Source organism: Nonomuraea gerenzanensis, from assembly GCF_020215645.1.
GTDB lineage: Bacteria > Actinomycetota > Actinomycetes > Streptosporangiales > Streptosporangiaceae > Nonomuraea > Nonomuraea gerenzanensis.
The window spans coordinates 506,193-526,030 of record NZ_CP084058.1 but is presented as its reverse complement, the minus strand read 5'-3'; the positions used below and the strand labels follow the sequence as shown (position 1 = coordinate 526,030).

Sequence of the window (19,838 nt, the reverse complement as noted above, 5' to 3'; positions counted from 1 at the left end):
GGGTGGCGAAGACGTGGTGGTATGTCATAGCCGCGGTCGCCGCCCTGGCACTGGTCGTGGCCGCCGCGCAGGTGCTGGGAGCCCCGGCCGGCCGGCAGGCGGCGACCTCGACGATCGCGCCGCAGGTCGCCGAGGAGACCTTCACGACTCACACCTTCCCGAACGCTGACACGACCGGCGTGCCGCCCGGCACCCCGCTCACCGAGGTCGTCGGCGACCAGACCTTCGCCGAAGACGGCGAGGTCGTCGAGGGCAGGGTTTTCTACGGCTTCGTCGTGGTGACGGCCAGGAACGTCACCTTCAGGAAGTGCGTCTTCCGCGGCGGCCCCACCCAGGACGTGCGCCCGCTGCTCGACACCGAGCACGCCCGCGGCACCGTGGTGGAGGACTCGGAGTTCCACCCCACGCACCCCTCCCCCTCGATCGACGGCATCTGGGCCGCCCACACGAGGATCTACCGCTCGGAGTTCCGCGGCACGGTGGACGGCGTCAAGGCGCACACCGGCACCCTCGTCCAGGACTCCTGGATCCACGACCTGAGCTGGTTCGCCAGCGACCCCGACCAGGGCGGCGAGCCCACGCACAACGACGGCGTGCAGGCCTTCGCCGAGCAGAGCGGCGTCACGCTGCGGCACAACACGATCGACCTGTCCACCACCAGGGACCCGAACGCGGCCGTGCAGTCGTCGGCCGACGAGCTGCGCGTGGAGGGCAACTACCTCGACGGCGGCGCCTGCGTCGTCAACATCGACCACACGCCGCTGGGCCGCCCGCTGACCGGCCAGCGCGTCACGGGCAACCGGTTCGGGCGCAACTCGGCGCACGACTGCCCGATCCTGCTGAGCACTCAGTCGCAGCTCCAGGCGACGGAGGGAAACGTCTGGCACGACACGGGCGATCCCCTACCGGCACCCGAACAACACGACTGAAAGAGGCCATATGTGGCAGGGGACGCGGGCCCTGGTGACGGGCGCGACCGGTTTCATCGGGGCTCATCTCGTCCGGCGGCTGGACGAACTCGGCGCGGAGGTGCACGCGGTCAGCCGCAGGAGCACGGATCGGGAGCGGTGGCACCAGGCGGACCTGAGCGACGCCGCGGCGACCGCCGAGCTGATCGGGCGGGTCCGCCCCGAGGTGGTCTTCCACCTGGCCAGCGAGGTGACCGGGGTTCGCGAGCCGGGAACAGTGGCCCCGACGCTGGCCGCCAATCTGGGCGCCGCGGTGAACCTGCTCACGGCCGTGACCGGCACCGGCGTCCGCAGTGTGGTGCTGGCCGGCTCGGTGGAGGAGCCGCGCGACGGTGAGGTGCCCGGCTCGCCGTACGCGGCGGCCAAGGCCGCCGCGACCGGCTACGCCCGCATGTTCCACGCCCTGTGGCAGGTCCCGGTGTCGGTGCTGCGCGTGGCCATGGTGTACGGCCCGGAGGAGCCGAACCCGCGCAGGCTGGTCCCGTACGTGACGACGTCCCTGCTGCGCGGCGAGTCGCCCGAGCTGACCTCCGGCACCAGGCTCGTGACCTGGGTGTACGTCGAGGACGTGGTGGACGCGTTCGTCAGGGCGGGGGCGAGCGGCGACGCGGCCGGGCACGTGCTCGACATCGGCACCCCCGAGCCCGTCTCCATCCGCCACACCGCGGACCTGATCGCCGGGATCGTCGGCGGCCCGGGGCGGCCGGTGTACGGCGCCGTGGCGGCCCGGCCGCTGGACCGCACGCAGCGCTCGGACATCGAGCCGGCCGCGCGGGTGCTGGGCTGGCGGCCCGTCACGTCGTTGACGGCGGGGCTCACAAAAACTGTCGAATGGCATTCAAAGCGCGTGTAACGGTCCATCCCCGGCCGCGATAACACTCTCGGCGGCACTCTGATCAGGGGGCGGGATGCGTGCGGTGACGAATCTGACCGTGCACGGCATCGGAGAGACGGCCCGGGAGCTGGAGCGGGGCGAGGACACGACGTGGGTGTCCGTCGAGCAGTTCGAGCGGGTGGTGGACGCCGTGGCCGACCGGCCCGACGTGCGCATCACGTTCGACGACGGCAACGCCTCCGACGTGGAGATCGCGCTCCCCCGGCTGCTGGAGCGCGGGCTGAAGGCGGAGTTCTTCGTGCTGGCCGGGCTGCTCGGCGAGCCCGGCAGGCTGGACGCCGACGGCGTGCGGGAGCTGGTCGGCAAGGGCATGCGGATCGGCTCGCACGGCTGGGCGCACCGCGACTGGCGCACGGTCACGGCGGCGCAGGCGGCCGAGGAGCTGGAGCGGGCGCACGAGGTGCTCGGCGAGCTGACCGGCGCGCCGGTGTCGCGGGTGGCGATCCCGTTCGGCTCGTACGACAGGCGGGTGCTGCGCCGTTTACGCCGCGCCGGCGTGACCAGGGCGTACACCAGCGACGGCGGCAGGGCCAGGCCGGGCTCCTGGCTGCAGGCGCGCAACAGCCTCAGGCACGACCTCGACGCCTCCTGGATCGGCGGGGTGCTGGCCGGTCCCTCGCTCGGCCGGCGGGCGGGGAAGCTGGGCATGCGGCTGTACAAGCGGGTGCGTTGATGCGCAGGGCCGCGGTCGTCATCGTCACCTACAACAGCGCGGACGTGCTGCAGGGCTGCCTGGACTCGCTGCGCGGCGGCGCGCGGGGCGTGGAGCTGGCCGAGGTCGTGGTCGCCGACAACGCCTCCAAGGACGACTCCGCCGCCATCGCGGAGAAGGCCGGCGTCACCGTGGTGCAGGTGGGCAGGAACGCCGGGTACGCGGCGGCGATCAACGCCGGGATCGCCGCGCTCGACCTGGACCGCCTCGACGGCGTCTACGTGCTCAACCCGGACTGCCGGCTGCGCCCCGGGGCGATCGCTCCCCTGCTGGACTCCTTGCGGGAGCCGGGCAGGGGCATCGCGGTGCCGTACATGGTCAATCCGGACGGCACACTGCAGCCGTCGCTGCGCCGGATGCCGACGGTGGGCCGGGCGGTGGTCGAGGCCGTGGTCGGCGGCGGGCTGGCCGGGCGCATCGGCAAGCTGGGCGAGCTGGTGACCGATCCGCGCGACTACGCCGAGCCCGGCGTGTTCGCCTGGGCGACGGGGGCGGCCATGCTGCTCTCGCCGCAGGTCATCCGCGCGGTGGGGCCGTGGGACGAGTCGTTCCTGCTCTACAGCGAGGAGACCGACTACTGCCTGCGGGCCGCCGACCTGGGTTACGCCACCTGGTACGAGCCCGCCTCGGTGATCGAGCACATCGGCGGTGACTCGGGGGTGAACCCGATGCTGGCCTCCATGCTCGTGGTCAACAAGGTGCGCCTGTACCGGCGGCGTCACGGGCCGCTGTCGGGGACGGCGTACTACCTGGCCGTGCTCGCCGGCGAGTCGGTGCGGGCGCTGGCCGGGCGGCGCACGTCGCGGGCCAGCGTGGCGGCGTTGCTGCGGCCCTCCCGGCGGCTCACGGTGTTGCCGCAATGAACGTCAGGAGCTTCGAGACGCTCACCAGGGGCGAGCTGGACGAGTGGGAGGCGGTGCGGGCCGGCAACCCGGCGCTGGACAGCCCGTACTTCCATCCCGGCTTCTCGGCGGCGGTGCACGCCAGCGGGCGCACCGTGCACGTGGCGACGGGCGACGGCGTGTTCGTGCCGCACCACAGGGACGGGCGGCTGCTGCGGCCGGTGGGCTGGCCCGGCGCGGACTTCCAGGGGCCGATCCTGGCGGCGGGCACCCCGTTCCAGCCGCTGGACCTGCTGGGCAACGGCGCGGGCGGGTACGCCTTCGACCATCTCGTCGAGCAGGCGCCGGGGTTCGAGCGGTGGGTGGTCACGCGCAGGCCGTCGCCGTTCCTGGACGTCACCGGCGGGCTGGCGGGCTACCTGGGCCGGGCGTCGAAGAGCGGCAAGGACAACATGGGGCAGGCCAGGCGGCGGGCCGCCAAGGCCGGGCGGGAGCACGGCGAGGTGCGCTTCGAGGCCGACTCCGACGACGCCGAGGCGCTGGCGCGGGTGATCGAGCTGAAGCGGGCCCAGTACGCCGCGACGGGCGCCAAGGACTACTTCGCCGAGCCCGGCCGGGTCCGGCTGATGGAGGGCCTGCTGAAGCTGCGCGATCCCGGCTTCGGCGGCGTGCTGTCCACGGTGCACGCCGGATCGCGCCTGCTGGCGGCGCACTTCGGGCTCAGGTCCGGCGGGGTGCTGCACTGGTGGTTCCCGGTCTACGACCCGGAGTTCGCGCGGCTGTCGCCCGGCTGGATCCTGCTGCGCGGGCTGGTGGAGGCCGCCCCGGAGCTGGGGATCTCCCGGATCGATCTGGGCCGGGGCGAGGACGAGTACAAGCGGCGGGCCAAGACCGGCGAGAGCGTGGTGTGCCAGGGCATCGTGACGCGCAACCCGCTGCGCCGGGCCGGCGTGACGGCCCTGGCCCGGGCCAGGGAGCTGGCCAGGAGCGGACGTTTCCGAAGAAGTCGGTAACGTTCCAATACGCCTGCCCGACATATCCGATGGAGGCGGGGGGAATCACGCGCTGCCCTCCAACAGACGGTCCACGGTAGACGGTCCAATGCGGAGGGCGGCTATGCGGATCAGTGTCTTCGGGCTCGGCTACGTGGGGTGCGTCTCGGCGGCCTGCCTGGCCTCGATGGGACACCGGGTGACCGGCGTGGACGTCAACCCCGACAAGGTCGAGCTGATCAACAGCGGGCAGGCGACGATCGTCGAGGAGCGCATCGGCGAGCTGATCGCGAAGACGACCGCCGAGGGCCTGTTACGGGCCACCACCGACGCCGCCGAGGCGGTCGCGGCCAGCGAGGTCTCCCTGGTCTGCGTGGGCACCCCGTCGGCGCAGAACGGCAGCCTGTCCACCACGTACCTGGAGCGGGTGGCCGAGGAGATCGGCCGGGCGCTGCGGCCGGGGCACGTGGTGGTCTTCCGCAGCACGATGTTGCCCGGCACCTGCGCCGAGCTGCTCGTGCCGATCCTGGAGCTGTCGTCCGGCATGCGGGCGGGGGTGGACTTCGGGGTGGCGGTCAACCCCGAGTTCCTGCGCGAGGGCACCAGCGTGCGCGACTTCTTCGCGCCGCCCAAGACCGTGATCGGCGAGTCGGACGCGGCCTCGGGGGACGTGGTGGCCGCCCTGTACGCGGGCCTGCCCGGCGAGGTCTTCCGGGTGCCCATCCCCGTCGCCGAGATGACGAAATATGCGGACAACGCGTTTCATGCGGTCAAGATCGGCTTCGCCAACGAGATCGGCGCCATCTGCCAGGCACTCGGGCTCGACTCCCACCGCGTCATGGACGTCTTCCTGGCCGACCGCAAGCTGAACATCAGCCCGGCCTACCTGCGCCCCGGCTTCGCCTTCGGCGGCTCGTGCCTGCCCAAGGACCTGCGCGGCCTGGTCTACGCGGCCAGGAAGGCCGACGTGTCGATCCCGCTGCTGTCGCACGTGCTGCCGGCCAACGAGGCCCACCTGCAGCGCGCCTTCGAGCTGGTCACCGCGCCGGGCAGGCGCAGGATCGGCATCTTCGGCCTGTCGTTCAAGCCCGGCACCGACGACCTGCGCGAGAGCCCGCTGGTCGAGCTGGCGGAGCGGCTCCTCGGCAAGGGCTACGACCTGCGCATCCACGACGCGAACGTGTCCCTGTCGCGCCTGGTGGGCGCCAACAGGGCCTACATCGCCGAGCGCCTGCCCCACCTCGGCGACCTGCTCGCCGACTCGGTGGAGGAGGTGCTGGAGCACGCCGAGGTGTGCGTGGTCGGGTGCCAGGACCCGGCGGTGCTGGAGGCGCTGGCCCGGGCCGGCGACCGCCCGATCGTCGATCTCGTCCGTCTTCCGGACGCGGAAACCCAACGGGGCAGAAGGGACTACACAGGCATTGGCTGGTAGAGCTGGCAGAGCGCTGATCCTCGTCGAGAACCTCTCCGTACCGCTCGACCGCCGGGTGTGGCAGGAGAGCACCGCCCTGCGCCAGGCCGGGTGGGAGGTGCACGTCATCTGCCCGAAGGGCACGAAGCAGGACACCGAGGCGGAGATCGTCATCGACGGCGTCCACATCCACCGCTACCCGCTGCGTGCCGCGACCGGCGGCCCGCTCGGGTTCGTCCAGGAGTACGGCTCCGCGCTGTGGCACACCTTCAGGATCGCCAGGCGGCTCGGCCCCTTCCACGTCGTGCACGGCTGCAACCCGCCCGACCTGTTCTTCCTGGTCGCGCTGGCCATGCGGTGGCGGGGCACGCGGTTCGTCTTCGACCAGCACGACCTGGTGCCCGAGCTGTACCTGTCGCGGTTCGGGCGGGGGCGGGACCTGCTGTACCGGGGGGTGCTGCTGGCGGAGCGGCTGACGTACCGGACGGCGGACGTCGTGATCGCGACCAACGAGAGCTACCGGCGGATCGCGCAGACCAGGGGCGGCAAGCGGCCGCAGGACGTGTTCACGGTGCGCAGCGCGCCCGTGGTCGAGCGGTTCCACCAGGTGCCGCCCGACGCGTCGGCCCGGCGCGGCAAGCCGCACCTGCTGTGCTACCTCGGCGTGATGGGCCCGCAGGACGGCGTGGACTACGCGCTGCGCAGCCTGGCCAGGCTGCGGGACGAGCACGGCAGGACGGACTGGCACGCGGTCTTCGTCGGCGGCGGCGACACGTTCGACGCGATGGTGGCGCTCTCGCGCGAGCTGGGGCTGGGCGACTGCGTGGAGTTCACCGGCCGCATCCCGGACGAGGACCTCATGCGTTACCTCTCGACGGCCGACGTGTGCCTGTCGCCCGACCCGCTCAACCCGCTCAACGACGTCTCGACCATGAACAAGGTCATGGAGTACATGGCCATGTCCAGGCCCATCGTCTCCTTCGAGTTACGCGAGGCCCGCGTGTCGGCGGGCGAGGCGGCGCTGTACGCGCCCGCCAACGACGAGTCGGAGTTCGCCAAGCTCATCGCGCGGCTGCTGGACGACCCGGAGGAGCGGCGGCGGATGGGCGAGATCGGCCGCGAGCGCGTGGCGGGGCCGCTCTCCTGGGAGCACTCCAGGACCGCGCTCCTGGCGGCCTACGAGGCCGCCATGAGGCGGCGATGACCTCGGTGACGACGGCCTACGGGGCCGCCGTGGGGTCGCGGTGACGGCTGCCCGCGTCGGTGCCCCAGCCGGCCGGGCCGCGGCGCAGCCTGGTCAGCAGCCGGTCGAGCACGAGCACGCCCAGGTAGCAGGCGACGTCGATCGGCCCGACCGCACGCGCCGCCACCAGCCGCCCGAGCGCCCCGAGCCGCAGCGAGGAGCCGGGCCTGCCGAGCGCGGCCAGCTGCCGGTTGCCCTGCCTGACCCTGACCCGCCTGCGCAGGTGGGCCCTGACCGTGCGCGGCGGACGCACCACGGACCTGGCCTCGGTCACGACGACGCGCTCGGAGCCGGTGAAGCAGCCGTCCACCCAGCCGTCGTCGGAGATCACGTCGGGCAGCGGGAAGGCCCGCTCGTGCCCCCGCTCGTTCAGCACGTACACCCCGACCCCGGCCAGCGCCCGCAGGGGCGCGATGAGCCGGTCGTGCACCCGGTGCACCCGCCGGACCACCGGCCCGGTGCCGCGCAGGTCCCACACCGGCACCGGCGCGCAGGCCAGCACGCCCGGCCGGCCCGCCGCCTCGACGAGCAGCCGCACGGACTCGGCGTCCAGGCGCACGTCGGCGTCCAGGTAGACGCGGGGGAAGGCGCGGCAGGCGGCGTCGCCCAGGCGCAGCGCGCCCACCTTGCCCGCGACCGGTGTCTCCAGCACGCGCACGCCCGGCCGGGCGGCGGCCCGCGCGGTGCCGTCGGAGCAGCCGTTGGCCACCACCACGACGTCGAACTCCCCCGGCGCGGCCCCCGCGAGCAGCTGGTCCAGCCCCGCCCGCACGACGTTCTCCTCGTTGTGGGCCGCAATCACGACACTGACCACAGGCTTCATCGCACCCCTTCCAGGAAGGACCGGACATGAAAGTGGAGCAGGGCGAGCTCGACGGGGTGCTGCTGTTCACCCCCGTGCCGCACCGCGACGGCCGCGGCCTGTTCACCAGGACCTTCGACGCCGCCGTGGCCGCCGGCGCGGGCCTGGACCCGTGCGCGTTCATCCAGGACAGCCAGTCCAGGTCCAGGCGGGGCGTGATCCGCGGCCTGCACGGGCGCGCCGGCAGGGGCGAGGCCAAGCTGGTGCGGTGCGCGCGGGGCGCGATCCTCGACGTGCTGGTGGACGCCAGGCCGCACTCGCCCACGTTCGGCCGCAGCATGGCGGTGCGCCTGGACGACGAGGACTTCGTCACCCTCTACGTGCCTCCCGGCCTGCTGCACGGCTTCCAGGCGCTCACCGAGCAGGCCGACACGTGCTACCGCATCGACAGGGAGCACGATCCGGGCGAGGATCTGGCCGTGCGCTACGACGACCCGGAGCTGCGGATAGCCTGGCCGCTCCAGCCGACGGAGGTCAGCCCGCGCGACCTGGGCGCGGGCTCCTGGGCCGACCTGCTGCCCAGGCTGGGCGCCTGAGAGGGGGCGGCAATGCGCGGACGTGCTCTCCTGCTCCTCGTCGCGGCGATGACGCCGGTGGCCTGCCAGGCCGCTCCCACCGATCCGGCACCGCCGTCCGGCCCGCCGAGCCCGCCGCCCGCCATCGTGCGCTCCGACGGCTCCTCCTGCCCCGACCATCCGACGCCCGCCTGCACGGGCGTGCTGCGCGGCACCGAGCTGACCGACACCGGGCTGAACACGGAGGACGTCGCGCTGCGCGTGCGCAGGGAGGGCGCCGTGCTCGACGGCGTGCACGTCCCCGGCCACCTGCTGGTCCACGCCGACAACGTGACGATCAGGAACAGCGTGATCGACGGTGACGTGATCAACGCCGACGGGCCGCGGTCGTTCAGTTTCACGATCACCGACACCACGGTGGGCACCACGACCAAGTGCGAGCCGCTGCCCGCCATCGGCCACGACAAGTACGAGGCGACCAGGGTGCTGGTGCAGGGGCACAGCGACGGCTTCCGCGTCTCCGGCGACGACGTGCAGATCCGCGACTCCTACGTCAAGCTCTGCTCGCGGCCGGGCGACCACTCCGACGGCATCCAGGCCTACAACGGCGGCAAGGGCCTGCTGTTCCACCACAACACCGTCGACCAGCGGGAGGCCAAGGACATCACCGCGCCGATCTTCCTGGTGGACGAGAAGTCGCGGGACGTGGTGGTGACCGACAACCTCGTCATGGGCGGCACGTACAGCATCCAGGTGCGCAACGCGCGCGGCAAGCAGGTGGTGCGCGGCAACAAGCTGGTGGACAAGTCGTGGGTGTACGGCCCGGTGGACTCCGAGTGCGCCAGGGCGGAGTGGGCCGGCAACGAGCTGGTCACCATCGACGAGGACTATCGGGTCACCTCGATCGTCGGCCCGCTGGCCTGCGCGGGGGAGAGCTGATCGGCGCGCGCCGCCCTGAGCAGCGCTCCCGCCGCGCCGACCAGCACGAACGCCAGGCCGGTCACGGTGTGGAAGGACAGCAGGTCGAAGGTGAACGACCCGACGAGCGGCACCAGCATGACGGCGGCGATGGTCAGGCCGAGGTCGCGGTCGCCCGGGTCGGCGCTGAGGTGGCGGGCCCGCAGCGCGGCGTAGCAGGCCACCGCGAAGATCGCGGCGAACGACACCGTGCCGAACAGCCCGGTCTCGACCATGGACAGGATGTACTGGTTGTCGAAGATCTGGTGCTTGGGGGCGTACCAGGTGCCCAGGCCGCGGCCGAGCCAGAAGTGCCGGCCGATCTCCTGCCCCGCGACGGCGTAGTCGTGCGTGCGGTACTGGATGCTCTCGTCGTTGCCGATGTTGGAGAACAGGCCGGTGATCGCCCCGAGCAGGCCGGGCACCGTGACCCTGATCACGACCAGGAACGCGGCGGCGATCAGCAGCGTGTAGCCCCGCCGCCGCCACGACCAGCCGGCGAACAGCACCGCCCCCACCACGGCCAGGCTCAGCATGGCCGAGCGTGACACGGAGAACATCAGGCCGCAGCCGATCAGCCCCGTGCACACCCACCAGCGCAGCGCGGGCTCGCCCCGCAGGCGCGCCTGGGTGGCGTAGTGCGCGGCCAGCGGCAGCAGGATGGCGCAGGTGACGCCGAACTCGATGGGATGCCCGGTGGTCGCCGCCACCCGCCGCAGGTCGGCCCGCTCCAGCACGAACGAGTCGCCCTCGCTGGTGTAGCGCAGGATCGGCAGCTCCAGGAACCTGGTCAGGTCGATCGAGAGCAGGAACTGGAAGGCCGCGATCACGGAGATCACCGCGCCGCCGACCACCAGCGTCTGCAGCAGGAAGTCCAGGCGCCGCCGGTCGCGCACCCCGTCGCAGACCGTCAGGGCGATGCCGACCAGGGCGACCACGAGGACGAACGCGTGGTCGCTCAGGTTCAGCTCGTCGGAGTCCATGTAACCCCAGGTGGAGAACCCGTAGGTGGCGACCATCGCGGTGAAGTAGGCGAACAGCGCCGTCCGCACGGGGTTGCGGCCCTTGGCGGCCCCCAGCGTGAGCGTGAACTGCGCGCACAACCACAACAGCGCCGCGCCGAGGCTGACCACGTTGGCCGGCGTGAGGGAGAGCGGCAGCGCCTTGAGCACCAGCCGGGCGGGCACGATCAGCAGCACCGCGGCGAAGATCGCGGCGACCGTGGCGCCGTCGGCGCGGCCGGGCAGCGGCGGCGCGCCCACCCTGGTGGCGGCCACCGCCTAGGCCCCCGTCTTCTCGGAGATCCGTTCCGGTATCCCCGCGGGCGGCTCCCCGCGCCGGCGCAGGCGCGCGACGGCGCCGCGCAGCGGCCCTGAGAGGCTCTCCGCGGCGAACGAGGCGCACAGTGAGGCGATCACCCCCAGGCCGAGCGCCGAGGCGGCGGAGCGCAGCTTCCTGCCCTGCTGGGGGGCCGGCGTGGTCGGCGGCACGGCCTCGCTGATCGTGATGTAGGTGCCCTTGGGCGCCTGCACCTGCCTCTGGCGCTGGTCCAGCTCCTGCTCGATCCGGTCGATGGCCTTGCGGGTGATCCGCGTGGCCTCGTCGGGCGTCCGGCTCTCCCCCTCGACGAACACCAGCGGCCCCGTGGCCAGCGACTCCAGGTTGTTGGTGCCGTTCGTGACCGCGTACGTGGTCGGCCCGCCGCTCGTGACGCCCATCGCGGCCACCATGTCCGGCGTGCTCATCACGCTGATCAGGATGGAGGCGGCCACGTCGAGCCCGTGGTCGAAGTTCAGCAGCGGGTTGACCCGAGGGATGGGCTGGTCGGGGTCGGGCGGCAGGGTGCCGCCGCTGGTCGGTGCGGTGAGCACGAGCACGGCGGTCGTGGTGTAGGTGACCGGGATCGTGGAGTAGGCGTAGAAGGCGGCGCCGACGGCCGCCAGGAAGGCGGGCAGGGCGACGTACCAGCGTCGCAACAGGACGAGGATGGTCCCCCAGAAATCCACGCGCCCTCCCTCGCGAGTCCCGCCTCATGCATGTCGCCCGCGAAGGGGTGGAGCGTTACACAAATCGCTGTAACACCACCTATCGCGGGGCGATATGGAGTACGAGGGGCGCGGTTCACCCGCCGGGGGGACGGAGATCACTTTTCATGAGCGCACTGGCCGTCGTCACGCCCACGTACGCCCCTGACGCGGATCTCTTCGCCCACCTGCACCGATCCGTGCTCGCGCACACCTCCGACGACACGGTGCACCACGTGGTCGTGCCCGACTCCGACCGCCGCCTGTTCGCCCGGTACGCGGGCCCCCGCTGCAGGATCTGGACCTACGCCGAGATCCTGCCCCGCCGGATCGTCCGGGTGCCGCTCGCCGGCGTGTGGATCGATCCCAGACGGCCCTGGCCGCCGCTGCGCGGCTGGGTGGCGCAGCAGGCCGTGAAGGTCGCGGTGACGGCGCGGCTCGACGCGAAGGTGGTGCTGGTCGCCGACTCCGACGTCGTGCTGGTCCGTGAGGCCGTCCCCGAGCTGTTCATCCGCGACGGGCAGGTGTGCCTGTACCGGATGGACGGCGGGGTGCACGAGGGCATGACCGACCACGTCACCTGGCACCGGGTGGCCCGCGAGCTGCTGGGCCTGCCGGGGCCGGCGCCGCTGCCCCTGCCGGACTACGTCAGCTCGCTGGCGTGCTGGGACCCGGCCGTCGTCCGCGAGATGCAGCTCCGGATCACCGACGCGACGGGGCGCGACTGGCTGTCCGCCTTCGTCTCCTACCTCCAGGTCTCGGAGTTCATCGTCTACGGCGTGTTCGTGGACGAGGTGCTCGGGGCCGCGCCTCCGGTCAACCCCGCGATCTGCCACAACAGGTGGGATCGCACCCCACTCGACCCTGCCGGAGCCATCGCCTTCGCCGACCTGCTCCCTGCCGACGCGGTGGGAATGATGATCTCGGCCAAGTCGGCGACACCCATGGCGGCCAGGTGCGCCGCGATCGAGCGATGCTCCCAGATCACCGGACCCGACGGGAGCACTCCGTGAGCAAGCTGGCGGTCATCACGCCCTCCTACGCCCAGGACGCCGAGCTCTTCGCCGACCTGCACCGATCCGTGCTGGACTACACCTCAGAGGACACCATCCACCACGTCTTCGTGCCGCCGGGCGACCGTGAGGCGTTCGCCGCGTTCGAGGGGCCGCGCTGCCACGTGTGGGTGCGCTCGGAGCTGTTACCCCGCAGGTACCTGCGGGTGCCCGGCGCCGACATGTACGTCAACTCCCGCCGGCCGTGGCCGCCGCTGCGCGGCTGGGTGATGCAGCAGACCGTCAAGATCGCCTCGGTGGGGCTGATCGACGCCGACGCGCTGCTCATCGTGGACTCCGACGCCGTGCTCGTCCGCCCCACCAGCGCCGAGTCCTTCTCCAGGGACGGGCGGCTGTGCCTGTACCGGCTGGAGAACGGCGTGACGGCCGAGATGAAGCGGCACGTCATCTGGCACCAGGTGGCCCGCGACCTGCTCGGCCTGCCGCCCGCGCCGCCACCGCCGCTGCCCGACTACGTGACGGCGCTGACGTTCTGGGACCCGGAGATCGTCCGGGCCATGCAGCGGCGGATCACGCAGGTGACGGGCCGCGACTGGCTCGACGCGTTCAACGCGCAGCTGCACGTCTCGGAGTTCATCCTGTACGGCGTCTTCGTGGACGAGGTGCTGAAGGCGGACCCGCCGATCAACACCACGATCTGCCATCTGAGCTACAACCACGAGCCGTGGGACGAGGCGCAGGCGGTGGCCTTCGCCGACAAGCTGCCGCAGGAGGCCGTGGGGATGATGATCTCGGCCAAGTCGCACACCCCGATGGCGGCCAGGCAGGCCGCCATCAAGAGGTGCGCTCAGGTCGTCGAGTCGAGCTGACCGTCGCCGTCCTCGCTCGTGCCCGTGTCGTCCTTCTTCTCGCCGGGGTCCGGGGCCGCTCCGTCGCCCAGCCTGATCACTTGGATCGGTCCCGTCTCCTCCGTGGCCAGTTCGGCCACGGACATGGGGAAGCCCGAGACCGCCGACGGCGGGTGCGGCCGGGAGCCGTTGAGCTTCTCCGTGGCCTCGCTCTCCGCCACCGGCTGCTCGGCCACGACCTCGCTCCACACCTCCGGCTCCTCCTGCACGGGAGCGGGCTCGGCGGCCGGTGCGGCGCGTGACCAGCGCACGCGCTGGACGCCGTACGCCACGCCGATCCCGGCGATCAGGCCGAACACCCCGCCGAAGGCGGCGAACGTCAGGCGGTCGCCGAGCGCGGCCCTGGGGCCGGAGGGCGGCATCACGTCCATGATGCCGATGTGCGTGCTGATCGGCGCGTCCAGCTCGGTCTGCCGCCTGCCCAGCTCCAGCCGCACCCGCTGCTGCGCCTTGCGCATGACCTCGCGCACGGTGGCGGGGTCGTCGCCCTCCACCTCGACGTAGATGAAGGGCCCGTTGGTGCTGATGCTCAGCAGGTCGGGGTTGGTGCGCCCGTCGTTGATGGTCACGACGGTGGACCCGTTCTCCGGCGCGCCGATCTCCTTGTAGACGTCGGCCCTGTTGGTGGCCAGGATCAGGATGCCCGCCGTGGTCCGCAACGCGTCGTTGAACTGCAGCAGCGGGTTGGTCAGGCCGGGCTTGCTCGCCGGCTCGGTCTCCAGCGTGCCGCCCGTGGCGGGCACGGTGAGGACCATGGAGGCGGTGGAGACGTAGCGGCTCGGCATCAGGAAGTACGCGGCCAGCGCGAGGCCGATGGCCGCGACGGCGACGGGCGGCCCCACGAACTTCTTCCGGGCCAGACCAAGGATGGCCTTCCAGAAGCGCACTATTTCCGCCCCCGTCGACTTTTGTACCGATGCAAACGGGAAATCGCTCTGCTCATCGGAGGTGTTACACCAGGCGGGCCAGGGTCAGCAGCTTGCGGCCGCGGTGCGCGAACGTGCGGCGCTGGCGCCGCGCGTACATGCGCATCACCTCGGTCCGCGCCCGGCGCCGCTGGTCCTCCGTCAGCTCCGCGTCGCGCACCCATCGCAGCAGCTCCCTGCACTGAAGTGTGTTGGCCAGGTGGGACTGCCACGGCGGCACGTCCAGGCGGCGGGCGATGCGCCCGATCCGCTCCAGCCGCCAGTTGCGGTGCGAGAGCACCTCCGGGACGTGCGCCCACGGGCCCGCCAGCGCCAGCTTGGCCGCGAACACCTCGTCCTCGCGCAGCATGTTCCGCCTCGGGATGCCGGTCGCGGCCTCACGCCGCAGCAGGCCGTAGAGCGGGTCCATCAGGTACGGGCTCTCGTTGAGCAGCCTGAGCATCTCGGCGAAGCGCACGACCGGGTCCGCGGAGCCCAGCTCGGTGCCCGTGTAGGCGACGGTGCTCACCTTGCCGTCGGAGCCGGTGTAGGAGACCTGGTTGGTGACCAGGATGAGCCGCTCGTCCGCGGCGAAGGCGGCCAGGGCAGCCGAGACGCAGTCGGGCTCCAGCCGGTCGTCGTCGCCGATCCAGCGCACGTAGGCGCCCCGGGAGATGCGGGCCGCGTGCTGGAAGTTGCCGAGCAGGCCGATGTTCTCGGGATGCCGGTGGTAGACGATCCGGGGATCGGCCGCCGCCAGGTCGCGGCACAGCTCCTCGGTGCCGTCCGTGGAGGCGTTGTCGGAGATGACCAGCTCGATGTGCGGGTGGTCCTGGGCCAGCACCGATCGGACCACGGCCTCCAGGCGGCCGGCCCCGTTGCGTACCGGCAGCGCGATCGATACCAGCTCACGGTCGTGCATGCGCCCTCCCTTGGCGTACGAGTCGCTGCAGCACCGCGCGCGGCACCACGACCAGCACGAACAGCAGCAACCCCGCGCCTCCTGCCACGCAGAGCTCGATGAAGGCGCCGTCGACCACCGAGGCCAGCGCCACCATGACCAGGCCCGCCGCCACCGCTCCCAGCAGCGGCCTGGCCAGCCCGGCGCCGAACAGGCCGACGGGCACTCCGGAGCGGTGCAGGGCCACCCCCAGCAGCGGCAGCGCCACCACCACCGCGACCACCGCGTGCGCCACGGCCGCACCCTGGATGCCGTCGAGGCGGGCGCCCACCAGGAGCGCGGGCACCAGCGCGACGGCCCAGCACAGGTTCACCCACATGGTCGCCTTCGTCCTGCCGAGCGCGGCCAGGATGTCGGTGATGAGCAGTGTCAGCATGCGCACGGCCATCACGACCGCCAGGAACCGCAGCACCTGGGCGGCGGGCAGCCAGTTCGCGCCGTACAGGAACTCCACGACCGCGGGGGCGAGCGTGCCCATCAGCACCGCGATCGGCAGCACCATGCCGGCCAGCAGCGGGACGGCCTGCCGTACGCCGTCGCGCATGGCCTGGCCGCCCTCCTCCGCCAGGCGCGAGAAGCTGGGCAGCGCCACGTAGCGGATGGCGGTGCCGATCAGGCCGGGCACCCAGCTGGAGATGTTGAAGGCGAGCAGGTAGAAGCCCAGCCAGACGGGGCCGAGCACGTCGCCGACGATGACCGAGTCCACGTTGAGCAGCAGGCCCTCGATGCCGAGGCTGACGCACAGCGGCAGCCCGAAGCGCAGCAGCCGGGCGGCCTGCGCCCGGTCGAAACCGAGCCGGATCCTGATCCGGGCCAGCGCCACCACCAGCACCCCGGTGAGCACGCCGCCGCTGAGCTGCCCCCAGGCGAAGCTGTAGGCCCCGGCGCCGTTGGCGGCCAGGGTGATGGAGACGGAGGCGTTGACCACGAACCCGGCCAGGTTGGCCCAGGCCAGCTTGTCCTGCTCGAACCGGCGCATGAGCGCGGCGCTGCGCACCGCGGTCAGCCCGTAGACGACGTTGGTGGCCATGAGGATGCGGATCACCCAGGTGGCGTCCTCGCTGCCGGCCAGCCGCGCGTAGAACGGCGCGATCACCCAGAACAGCGCGTAGAGGGCGAAGCTCGACAGGATGGCCACGACGGTGGCCGTGGGCGCGATCTCCTCCAGCTTCCCCCGCCACTGCACGGTCGCCGCGATCACGCCGGCGTCGTTGATGTAGATGACGAACTGGGTGGCCGCCAGCGCGATCGCGAACACGCCGAAGTCCTCGGGCACCAGCAGCCTGGCCAGGATGAGGCTCATCACGAACGAGCCGGCCTTCATCACCAGGTTGCCCAGCAGGCTCCAGCGCAGTCCGCGACCGGCCTTGCGGCCGATGTCGCCGACCTCGCTCACGAAGTCTCGACCCTCTCCAGCCAGATCTCCCGCCAGAACGGCACGAACTCGCGTGGGCAGTTGGCGTTGTAGACGCCCTCGCAGACCAGGTCGTCGAGGATGATGCACGGGCTCTTCATGGTCAGCATGCGGCCGGTCTTCTCATCCAGGCAGCGCTCGACCCTGGCCCGGACCCGCGCGGTCCTGCCGCAGTAGCGGGCCATCTCCTCCTCGAAGCCCATCCCGCGGTTGAGCAGGTCGTCGTTGAGCGTGTCGAGGATCTCCGCCTTGGACTTGATCCTGACCAGTTCGCCCGGCTTGAGGTCCAGCGTGGCGGTCGGCGTCTTCTTGCCTGCCCGGCCCTCGATGAAGCCCCAGCGCAGCCCGCGCCTGATCCACAGGCGGCGCGGCAGCACCTTCTTGCTCACGTCCTGGAAGCGGTTGAAGAGGCCGACCAGGAAGGTGCGCACGGTCTGGCCGACGCCCGCGTTGCCGCTGCGCACGTCGGTGACGTACTGGCCGAGGTCGCGGAAGGGCAGGCAGGTCGGCGCGGCCCTGAGCAGCTCGGTGGCCTGGCAGGAGTAGCCGTCGGGGCCCTTGCGGGTGTTGGCGTCGAGCAGCTTCAGCAGCCGCTCCTCCGGAATCTGCGGGGTGGCGGGCTCGTCCGGTTCGACCCGTTTGAGCCAGGCTTCCTTCCAGTACAGCGAGCAGGCCGTCTGGCAGCCGCCGTGCCCGCCGCCGTCGCACCGCGCGCCCGTCAGGTGCACCGCGCTGTCCATGCGCCGCATGCCGCTGCGGCTGATCGTGTCGCACAGCTTGTGCGCGACCTTGTGCACCGTCATCCGCTGCCCGCAGAAGGCCAGCATCTCCGGCATGAACGGCAGGCTCTCCAGCTCGCCCCGCTCGTCCAGCGTGGCCAGGATCTCCGCCGCGCTCCGTACCTCGACGAGGTCCCCCACCCGCAGGTTCATGCGCCCTCTCCCACCCGTTTGAGCAGACCCGCGCCCTCCAGGGCGGCGGCCGCCTCGGCGACCGCGCGGAAGGGCAGGCCCGATCGGCCGACCACGTCCAGCAGGCTGTGCTCACCGTCCGACAGGTTCAACACCCATAACATCGCCAGTTGCGCTTGTTTCGTGTCACTCCGGCCGCCGAGAGATCCGTACAGGCCGCGCCGGCCGAGCTGCGGCTCGCCGTACGGGCTGAGGTTCTGGTAGCGGCCGTCGTGCTCCAGCACCTCGACCGCCGACCACAGCGCCTCCAGCGTGTCGGCCATGGCCTGCGGCGAGACGAAAGCCGGGTCGTCCCCCGAGGTGTGGTACTCGGGGTAGCCCGCGTACGGGGTCCTGGTCAGGCTGCCGACCGGCAGGTCGAAGCCGGGCGAGCAGTACTGCCGCTCGTCGTAGCCGTACGGGGAGAAGTCCACGATCGTGTGCGGGCGCTCGCGCAGCACGGCCGCCATCGCCCGGTCGATGGGCGCGTCGCCGCGCCTGCTCCGCTTGTACGTCAGCGCGCCCCGGTCACCGGCGCAGGCCAGCGTGAGCCCGTGCCTGATCCGCCCGGTGCGCTCGCGGTTGCGCGCCAGCCAGGTGATCGCGCCGATCGTGCCGGGCGCGAACACGAACCGGTAGGTCAGGCGCGGCTCCCTGAGCCTGCGGGCCAGCGCCGTGGCCACCGCGACGCCCGCCAGGTTGTCGTTGGCCAGCGACGGGTGGCAGACGTGGCACGAGATCAGCACCTCGTCCTCGGTCCGCCCCGGCACGACGTGCTCGGCGTACGTCAGGTGCCCGTCGGCCAGCGTCGAGTCGATCACCACCTCGTACGGCCCCTCGCCCATCCCGTCGAGGGTGTCCTGGCTCAGGCAGAACCCCCACGTCTCGGCGTAGTACGACGTCCGGTACGGCACCAGGCCCGGCTGATCGGGCAGCGTGTGCAGGTGCGGCCGCAGCTCGGCCAGGGTCATGGTGGCCGACACCGGCACGCTGTAGCCCACGACGTGCAGGTTCGACCGCTGGAAGTCCACCACCCGGCGCCCCGCCGGATCCTTGATGTAGGCGTCGCGGATGTTCCACTCCTTGGGGATCGTCCAGTCGAGCACCTGGGTCCCGGTCGGCACCTCGTGCACGTCCAGCTCCAGGCTCTGCCCGATGATCCCCAGCGTGGCGCGCACGCCGTCGCCCGTGATGGAGCGGCACAGCGGGTAGAGCCGCTCCACCAGGGCGTGCATCTCCTCCCCGGTCACGTGCGCAGCTCCTCGGAGACCGTCCCGGCCTTGCGGCGGTCGGCCAGCCAGGCCAGGCGGGTGAACCGCTGGCGGAAGTCCTCGGCGGTCAGGCCGTGGTAACGGTAGGCGTCGGCCAGCTCGACGGCGCCCGCCTTCACCGTCCAGCGGGCGTGGTAGCCGGGCAGCGCCTCGCGGATGCGCGAGAAGGAGACCCGGTACGAGCGCGGGTCGGCGCCGGTCTCCCCGGTGATCAGCAGCTCCGAGCCCGGCACCGCCTCCACGACGTGCTCGGCGATCTCGGCGACGGTCAGGTTGTTCAGCTCGCCGCCCACGTTGAACGCCCTGGCGTGCACGGCCTCGCGCGGCGCGGTCAGCGCGGCCAGGAACGCGTCGGCGATGTCGGCCACGTGCACCAGGGGCCGCCACGGGGTGCCGTCCGACAGCACGCGGACCTGGCCGGTCAGGTGGGCGTGGCCGACCAGGTTGTTCAGCACGATGTCGGCCCGCAGCCGGGGCGAGAACCCGAACGCGGTCGCGTTGCGCAGGAAGACCGGGGTGAAGTCGGCGTCGGCCAGCTCGACCAGCTCGTCCTCGACGCGGACCTTCGACTCCGCGTACGGGGTGACGGGCCGCAGCGGGGCGTCCTCGTCGAGCAGGTCGTCGCCGCCGGAGGCGCCGTAGACCGAGCAGGTGGAGGCGTACAGGAAGCGGCGCACGCCCGCCTCCCTGGCCAGCCTGGCCAGCCGCACGGAGGCGTGGTGGTTGATGTCGTAGGTCAGCTCGGGCGCGAGCGCGCCGAGCGGGTCGTTGGAGAGCGCGGCCAGGTGGATCACCGCGTCGCAGCCGTCGAGCAGGCTCGCCGGCACGTCCCGCAGGTCCACGCGGTGGCCCGGCGGGTCGTCCGGCATCGGGCCGAGCACGCACTCGGCGAACAGCCCTGAGTCCAGGCCCACCACCTCGTGGCCGGCCGTGGCGAGCATGGGCGCCATGACCGTGCCGAGATAGCCCTGGTGCCCCGTGAGTAAGACACGCAT

20 protein-coding genes are annotated in these 19,838 nt (G+C 72.1%); 11 read left to right on the top strand and 9 right to left on the bottom strand.

Annotation, left to right across the window (positions count from 1 at the left end; translation table 11 throughout):
- Positions 1-2: 2 nt before the first annotated feature.
- From LCN96_RS02660 to LCN96_RS02630, 7 genes are all read left to right on the top strand, one after another.
- Entirely contained in the window at positions 3-929 is a 927-nt protein-coding gene (locus LCN96_RS02660; protein ID WP_225270997.1) for a hypothetical protein, read from the top strand.
- A 10-nt stretch (positions 930-939) separates the two neighbouring features.
- The gene (locus LCN96_RS02655) at positions 940-1,821 is read left to right on the top strand and encodes an NAD-dependent epimerase/dehydratase family protein (protein ID WP_225270996.1); all 882 of its coding nucleotides are present in this window, start codon (positions 940-942) and stop codon (positions 1,819-1,821) included.
- 55 nt (positions 1,822-1,876) lie between these two features.
- Entirely contained in the window at positions 1,877-2,536 is a 660-nt protein-coding gene (locus LCN96_RS02650) for a polysaccharide deacetylase family protein (protein WP_225270995.1), read from the top strand.
- Positions 2,536-3,438, top strand: coding sequence for a glycosyltransferase family 2 protein (locus tag LCN96_RS02645; RefSeq protein ID WP_225270994.1), 903 nt, complete (start codon positions 2,536-2,538; stop codon positions 3,436-3,438). The genes LCN96_RS02650 and LCN96_RS02645 overlap by 1 nt, the downstream gene beginning before the upstream one ends.
- On the top strand, positions 3,435-4,430 hold the full coding sequence (locus LCN96_RS02640) for a GNAT family N-acetyltransferase (protein ID WP_225270993.1): 996 nt from the start codon (positions 3,435-3,437) through the stop codon (positions 4,428-4,430). Before LCN96_RS02645 ends, LCN96_RS02640 begins: the two co-directional genes overlap by 4 nt.
- Positions 4,431-4,533: 103 nt before the next feature.
- Positions 4,534-5,841 (top strand): nucleotide sugar dehydrogenase, encoded by a 1,308-nt coding sequence (locus LCN96_RS02635; RefSeq protein WP_225270992.1) that lies wholly within the window; start codon positions 4,534-4,536, stop codon positions 5,839-5,841.
- On the top strand, positions 5,831-7,024 hold the full coding sequence (locus tag LCN96_RS02630; RefSeq protein WP_225270991.1) for a glycosyltransferase family 4 protein: 1,194 nt from the start codon (positions 5,831-5,833) through the stop codon (positions 7,022-7,024). The genes LCN96_RS02635 and LCN96_RS02630 overlap by 11 nt, the downstream gene beginning before the upstream one ends.
- A 16-nt stretch (positions 7,025-7,040) precedes the next feature.
- Here the strand turns inward: LCN96_RS02630 and LCN96_RS02625 are convergent, their stop codons facing one another.
- The gene (locus LCN96_RS02625) at positions 7,041-7,865 is read right to left on the bottom strand and encodes a glycosyltransferase (RefSeq protein ID WP_263657431.1); all 825 of its coding nucleotides are present in this window, start codon (positions 7,863-7,865) and stop codon (positions 7,041-7,043) included.
- Positions 7,866-7,912: 47 nt separating this feature from the next.
- On the opposite strand from LCN96_RS02625, the gene LCN96_RS02620 reads away from it, so the two are divergent.
- Together LCN96_RS02620 and LCN96_RS02615 are read left to right on the top strand one after the other, a co-directional pair.
- Positions 7,913-8,461, top strand: a complete 549-nt coding sequence (locus LCN96_RS02620; RefSeq protein ID WP_225270989.1) for a dTDP-4-dehydrorhamnose 3,5-epimerase family protein — start codon at positions 7,913-7,915, stop codon at positions 8,459-8,461.
- A 12-nt stretch (positions 8,462-8,473) separates the two neighbouring features.
- Positions 8,474-9,379, top strand: a complete 906-nt coding sequence (locus LCN96_RS02615) for a hypothetical protein (protein ID WP_225270988.1) — start codon at positions 8,474-8,476, stop codon at positions 9,377-9,379.
- Here the strand turns inward: LCN96_RS02615 and LCN96_RS02610 are convergent.
- Positions 9,328-10,674: an O-antigen ligase family protein gene (locus LCN96_RS02610; protein ID WP_225270987.1), complete on the bottom strand. Its 1,347-nt coding sequence runs from the start codon at positions 10,672-10,674 to the stop codon at positions 9,328-9,330. The two genes, LCN96_RS02615 and LCN96_RS02610, sit on opposite strands and share 52 nt — an antisense overlap.
- Positions 10,675-10,677: 3 nt before the next feature.
- A complete protein-coding gene (locus LCN96_RS02605; RefSeq protein WP_225270986.1) occupies positions 10,678-11,403 on the bottom strand; it encodes a hypothetical protein in 726 nt (241 codons plus the stop codon).
- Between the two features lie 146 nt (positions 11,404-11,549).
- Here LCN96_RS02605 and LCN96_RS02600 point away from each other — a divergent pair, with 146 nt between their 5' ends.
- Together LCN96_RS02600 and LCN96_RS02595 are read left to right on the top strand one after the other, a co-directional pair.
- The gene (locus tag LCN96_RS02600) at positions 11,550-12,434 is read left to right on the top strand and encodes a DUF6492 family protein (RefSeq protein ID WP_225270985.1); all 885 of its coding nucleotides are present in this window, start codon (positions 11,550-11,552) and stop codon (positions 12,432-12,434) included.
- On the top strand, positions 12,431-13,303 hold the full coding sequence (locus LCN96_RS02595) for a DUF6492 family protein (protein WP_225270984.1): 873 nt from the start codon (positions 12,431-12,433) through the stop codon (positions 13,301-13,303). The genes LCN96_RS02600 and LCN96_RS02595 overlap by 4 nt, the downstream gene beginning before the upstream one ends.
- Here LCN96_RS02595 and LCN96_RS02590 read toward each other — a convergent pair.
- The 6 genes from LCN96_RS02590 to LCN96_RS02565 form a co-directional block, all read right to left on the bottom strand.
- The gene (locus LCN96_RS02590; protein ID WP_225270983.1) at positions 13,282-14,229 is read right to left on the bottom strand and encodes a hypothetical protein; all 948 of its coding nucleotides are present in this window, start codon (positions 14,227-14,229) and stop codon (positions 13,282-13,284) included. The two genes, LCN96_RS02595 and LCN96_RS02590, sit on opposite strands and share 22 nt — an antisense overlap.
- 64 nt (positions 14,230-14,293) lie before the next feature.
- Positions 14,294-15,169, bottom strand: a complete 876-nt coding sequence (locus LCN96_RS02585) for a glycosyltransferase family 2 protein (protein ID WP_225270982.1) — start codon at positions 15,167-15,169, stop codon at positions 14,294-14,296.
- A complete protein-coding gene (locus LCN96_RS02580) occupies positions 15,156-16,604 on the bottom strand; it encodes an oligosaccharide flippase family protein (protein ID WP_225270981.1) in 1,449 nt (482 codons plus the stop codon). The genes LCN96_RS02585 and LCN96_RS02580 overlap by 14 nt, the downstream gene beginning before the upstream one ends.
- Entirely contained in the window at positions 16,601-17,554 is a 954-nt protein-coding gene (locus LCN96_RS02575; protein WP_225270980.1) for a hypothetical protein, read from the bottom strand. The genes LCN96_RS02580 and LCN96_RS02575 overlap by 4 nt, the downstream gene beginning before the upstream one ends.
- Positions 17,551-18,822, bottom strand: a complete 1,272-nt coding sequence (locus LCN96_RS02570) for a DUF4910 domain-containing protein (protein ID WP_225270979.1) — start codon at positions 18,820-18,822, stop codon at positions 17,551-17,553. The genes LCN96_RS02575 and LCN96_RS02570 overlap by 4 nt, the downstream gene beginning before the upstream one ends.
- Entirely contained in the window at positions 18,819-19,838 is a 1,020-nt protein-coding gene (locus LCN96_RS02565; RefSeq protein ID WP_225270978.1) for an NAD-dependent epimerase/dehydratase family protein, read from the bottom strand. Before LCN96_RS02565 ends, LCN96_RS02570 begins: the two co-directional genes overlap by 4 nt.